We start from the raw sequence: 4,507 nt of genomic DNA on the forward strand, positions 1-4,507 counted from the left end.
CTTCTCGGCAAGGCCGATCGCGGCCTCGATAAGGTGGGCCCGTCGTTCTTCGACGCTCAATCGGGAGGACACCAGAGTCGCTGAACTCGGCGCGGATCACTGGCCAATTCAGGACAGAAGGTGGCCGGAATGGGGGGGATGCTTGGATCATGAGCGAAACAGAAATGACTGCGGGGCAGCCGGATCGGGTCGAAATCACCGACTACGACGATCCGGACGCGCCATGGAACCAGGACTGGGACCAGGAAGAAGGCGGCATCGCCGGGTGGAACGACGATGTGATCAAGGAGTTCCGGGAGAATTCGGGCAAGGTGGGCGGGCCCTACGCGGGTGGCGATCTCATTCTGCTCACCACCACGGGCGCCCGCAGCGGTAAGCCGCATACGACTCCGCTGGGACCTCTGTACCGCGGCGACACCATGTACGTGAGCTCGTTCATCGAGGACAAGTACCCGGCCTGGTGGTACAACATCAAGGCGAATCCGCGGATCACCGTCGAACTCCGGGACAAGACCTACCACGCCACCGGCCGAGTGCTCGAGGGGGCGGACTACGACGAGTTCGCGGCCTGGGTGCGGGCCGAGAATCCTCTGCTGGCGGACTTCCAGTCCAAGGTCGACCGGCCCGTACCGCTGGTCGTACTGACCCTCGACGCCGAGGTCTGAACGGTCCGGAAACGTCGCGGACCCGGTGCGCGCGGCGGCGCGCACCGGATCGCGGGTCCGCCGCGACCGGATGACCGGGTGCGCCGCAGGCCGAACGGGGCCCCGCCCCCGCGCGGCCGGAAGCGGCGTCAATAAACTCCCCGTGTGACTGCGTCCGAGCCCTCGTTCACCCGTCCCGGCGTTCCGATGATCGCGCCGTCGATTCTTTCCGCCGATTTCGCGCGGCTGGCCGAGGAGGCCGATGCCGTGGCGGGGGCGGATTGGCTACATGTCGACGTGATGGACGCGCATTTCGTCCCGAATCTGACGCTCGGCCTGCCGGTGGTGGAGAGCCTGCTGAAGGCCACCGATATTCCGCTGGACTGCCATCTGATGATCGAGGATCCGGCCCGGTGGGCGCCGCCGTACGCGGAAGCGGGCGCCTACAACGTGACCTTTCACGCCGAGGCGACCGACGACCCGGTGGCGGTGGCACGGGATATCCGGGCCGCGGGCGCGAAAGCGGGGTTGTCGGTGAAGCCGAACACTCCGATCGAGCCGTACCTGGAGATCCTGCGCGATTTCGACACCCTCCTGGTGATGAGCGTGGAGCCCGGCTTCGGCGGGCAATCCTTCATCCCGGAGGTGCTGGAGAAGGCGAAGGCGGTCCGCCGGCTGGTCGACGCGGGAGAGCTGCGCCTGGTGGTGGAGATCGACGGCGGGATCAACGCGGACACCATCGAGCAGGCGGCGCGGGCGGGTATCGACTGTTTCGTGGCCGGGTCCGCCGTCTACAACACCGAGGACCCGGGCGCGACCGTGGAGAAGCTGCGGACGCGGGCCGCCGAAGCGCGGTCGGCGCACCCGGTGGCTCGCTGAGGCGGACGCCACCGGAGCCGTCCGGGCGGACGCGTCAGCGGAGGACGCGTCCGCTGGCCCGCGCGGCCTCGATCACCGTGTGCTGGGGTGGCCGGGTGCCGAGTGCTTCGGGCCCGGCCACCCAGACCCGGTAACCGCTGCGTTCGTCCTCGGCCGAGGGCAGCACGACCTGGCTGCCGGTTCCCGCGACCGTGGTGTAGAGCCGGAAGAGTTCGGCGGCCGCGGTGACGGTGAATTCGTCGTGGCGGGTGGGTCCGGTGAGGAATGTCCAGCGCCGGGCGCGCGGGTGGGCGAAGACGGGTCCGGCGATACCGGCCGCTCGTAGACCCTGCAGGACTCGCTCGCCGAGTTCGGTGGGCATGGTCACCGCGCCGTAGGTCGCGCCGACGCGTAGCAGGATCCGTTGCGACCCCGGGTCGACCACAGCGGGCAGCAGATCTTTCTCCCGGTACCGCCGGCAGTGCCGTTCCAGGGGTGATTCGGTGAATGTGGTCATAGCGGGACGGCTTCCTCGAGTGGTGGACGTGCCGGGACAGGGCGGGGCGGCCGGCGGGTGGGGCGGCCGGTCGCCCGGATCGGCTCCGGCGCGGCGGTGCGAGGGATCCGATGCCCGGACAACACTGTCGCGGGGCCGAGGGCACCGGAGCGCCGGCCCGCCGCCGGGGACGATCTGCCCGAGGCGTCGTGGTTGTATCCGGTTGTACGGGTGAAGGCTTGTGGCACACGGTTTTCCGCGGCGGTTGCCGTCATCGGTGGAGCGTTGTACCCGGCTCTGCCGCGCAACGGTCGGGTTCGCGGTCGGCCGGTCACCTCACAATATTGCGTTGGCCGGTGTGAGCGTGCAAATCGAGAAACATTTCGGGTTTCGATGATGTATCGGTAGGGGATAGGCGAATGTTTCGAGTTCTGTTTCCGGGACGTTTCCGCCTGTCGCACGGATGACAGGTCTAGTCCGACGAACAGTGACCCATATCTCTCGATCGGAAAATTTCCGGAATCGATGATCGGGCGTCCGTCCCGTTCCGGCGACCGGCGCCCCGTCCGTACCCGCCCACTAGGCTGGTCGTGGACGGCGAACCGGGAATATCGGAGACCACTCCCGCCGTTCCGTATGCGGGACATCGATCTGGAAACGGGAGAAGGCATGTTCACAGGCATCGTCGAGGAATTGGGCGAAATCGTCGCCTGCGAACAACTCACCGACGCCGCGCGGCTGAGTATTCGCGGCAAACTGGTGACCTCCGATGCCGGGCACGGCGATTCGATCGCGGTCAACGGTGTCTGTCTCACCGTCGTCGATGTGCTCGACGATGTGTTCACCGTCGATGTGATGGGTGAGACCCTGCGGCGAAGCAGTATCGGCGGCCTGGGCCCCGGTGACCGCGTCAATCTGGAACGCGCCGCCGCCGTGAACAGCCGGCTGGGCGGCCATATCGTGCAGGGGCATGTCGACGGCACCGGCACCATCGTGAGCCGGACCCCGGCGAGCAACTGGGAGGTCATCCGGATCACGCTGCCCGACGCGATCGCCAGGTATGTGGTGGAGAAGGGTTCCATCACCGTGAACGGCGTCTCGCTCACGGTCTCGGCGCTGGGCCGCTCCGAGACCGCGGCCGCCGACGGCGCCCGCGACTGGTTCGAGATCTCGCTGATTCCGACCACCCTGAGTCTGACCGACCTCGGCGCCTCCACGCCCGGCGCGGTCGTCAACCTCGAGGTCGATGTGATCGCGAAGTACGTCGAACGGCTGCAGCAGCGCGGCTGACACCGCGCCTCGCGGCGGCGGCCGGATACCTCCGGCCGCGACCGGACCGCCTGGTGGGACACAGTAGTGTGATCGGGACCAATCGAGATGGAGCATTGCAGACGTGACCAGGTTCGACAGCATCGAGCGCGCCGTCGCCGATATCGCGGCCGGTAAACCGGTCGTCGTGGTCGACGACGAGGATAGGGAGAACGAGGGCGACCTCATCTTCGCCGCCGAGAAGGCCACTCCCGAACTCGTGGCGTTCATGATCCGCTACACGTCCGGCTACATCTGCGTACCGCTCACCGGTGACGACTGCGACCGCCTGGGATTGCCGCCGATGTACGCGGTGAACCAGGACAAGCACGGCACGGCCTACACCGTGTCGGTGGACGCCAGGGAAGGCGTCACCACCGGTATCTCCGGGGCCGACCGCGCCACCACCATCCGGCTGCTCGCCGACGGCGACGCCAAACCGAACGATTTCACCCGCCCCGGGCATGTGGTGCCGCTGCGGGCCAAGGACGGCGGTGTCCTGCGCCGTCCCGGACATACCGAGGCCGCCGTGGACCTGGCCCGGATGGCCGGGTTGCGCCCGGCGGGTGTGATCTGCGAGATCGTCAGCCAGAAGGACGACGGGCATATGGCCCGTACCGACGAACTGCGGGTCTTCGCCGACGAGCACGAACTGGCGCTGATCTCGATCGCGGAGATGATCGCCTGGCGGCGCAAGCACGAAAAGCATGTGGTCCGGGTCGCGCAGGCGCGGATCCCGACCCTGCACGGTGAGTTCACCGCCGTCGGATACCAGAGCATCTACGACGATGTGGAACATGTCGCGCTGGTCCGCGGGGACCTCGGTGCGGGCGAGGACGTGCTGGTCCGGGTGCATTCCGAATGCCTGACCGGTGATGTGTTCGGCTCGCTGCGCTGCGACTGCGGGCCGCAGCTGGACGCCGCCCTGGAGATGGTGGCCGCCGAAGGCCGCGGCGTGGTCCTGTACATGCGCGGCCACGAGGGCCGCGGTATCGGCCTGATGCACAAACTGCAGGCCTATCAGCTGCAGGATTCCGGGCACGACACGGTGGACGCGAATATCGAACTCGGGCTCCCGGCCGATGCGCGCGACTACGGCACCGGCGCCCAGATCCTGGTCGATCTGGGTATCCGGTCGATGCGGCTGCTCACCAACAACCCGGCCAAACGGGTAGGCCTGGACGGATACGGCCTGCGGATC

Annotated in this window: 5 protein-coding genes; 4 read left to right on the top strand and 1 reads right to left on the bottom strand. The window is 67.7% G+C overall.

Annotated features, from left to right (window positions below; genetic code table 11):
• The first annotated feature begins 149 nt into the window (after positions 1-149).
• Together ACWDU1_RS29930 and rpe are read left to right on the top strand one after the other, a co-directional pair.
• Positions 150-665 (top strand): nitroreductase/quinone reductase family protein, encoded by a 516-nt coding sequence (locus ACWDU1_RS29930; RefSeq protein WP_450003597.1) that lies wholly within the window; start codon positions 150-152, stop codon positions 663-665.
• A gap of 186 nt (positions 666-851) precedes the next feature.
• Positions 852-1,523, top strand: coding sequence for a ribulose-phosphate 3-epimerase (gene rpe, locus ACWDU1_RS29935; protein ID WP_450003604.1), 672 nt, complete (start codon positions 852-854; stop codon positions 1,521-1,523).
• A gap of 34 nt (positions 1,524-1,557) precedes the next feature.
• On the opposite strand, the gene ACWDU1_RS29940 is transcribed toward rpe, so the two are convergent.
• The gene (locus ACWDU1_RS29940) at positions 1,558-2,019 is read right to left on the bottom strand and encodes a hypothetical protein (protein ID WP_450003599.1); all 462 of its coding nucleotides are present in this window, start codon (positions 2,017-2,019) and stop codon (positions 1,558-1,560) included.
• Between the two features lie 648 nt (positions 2,020-2,667).
• Between ACWDU1_RS29940 and ACWDU1_RS29945 the strand changes: the two genes are divergently transcribed.
• Both ACWDU1_RS29945 and ACWDU1_RS29950 read left to right on the top strand, forming a co-directional pair.
• Positions 2,668-3,288 carry a riboflavin synthase gene (locus ACWDU1_RS29945; RefSeq protein ID WP_450003601.1) on the top strand — a complete coding sequence of 207 codons (621 nt, stop codon included), beginning with the start codon at positions 2,668-2,670 and terminating at the stop codon, positions 3,286-3,288.
• A 103-nt stretch (positions 3,289-3,391) separates the two neighbouring features.
• The coding region (locus ACWDU1_RS29950) for a bifunctional 3,4-dihydroxy-2-butanone-4-phosphate synthase/GTP cyclohydrolase II (RefSeq protein WP_450003603.1) at positions 3,392-4,507 on the top strand (1,116 nt) is incomplete at its 3' end.

It is taken from the genome of Nocardia sp. NPDC003345 (assembly GCF_053589395.1).

What these genes read in the sequence shown, in the direction of transcription:
- ACWDU1_RS29930 (WP_450003597.1), top strand. Translation starts at nt 150, where the DNA reads ATGAGCGAAACAGAAATGACTGCGGGGCAGCCGGATCGGGTCGAAATC.
- rpe (WP_450003604.1), top strand. Translation starts at nt 852, where the DNA reads ATGATCGCGCCGTCGATTCTTTCCGCCGATTTCGCGCGGCTGGCCGAG.
- ACWDU1_RS29940 (WP_450003599.1), bottom strand. Translation starts at nt 2,019, where the DNA reads ATGACCACATTCACCGAATCACCCCTGGAACGGCACTGCCGGCGGTAC.
- ACWDU1_RS29945 (WP_450003601.1), top strand. Translation starts at nt 2,668, where the DNA reads ATGTTCACAGGCATCGTCGAGGAATTGGGCGAAATCGTCGCCTGCGAA.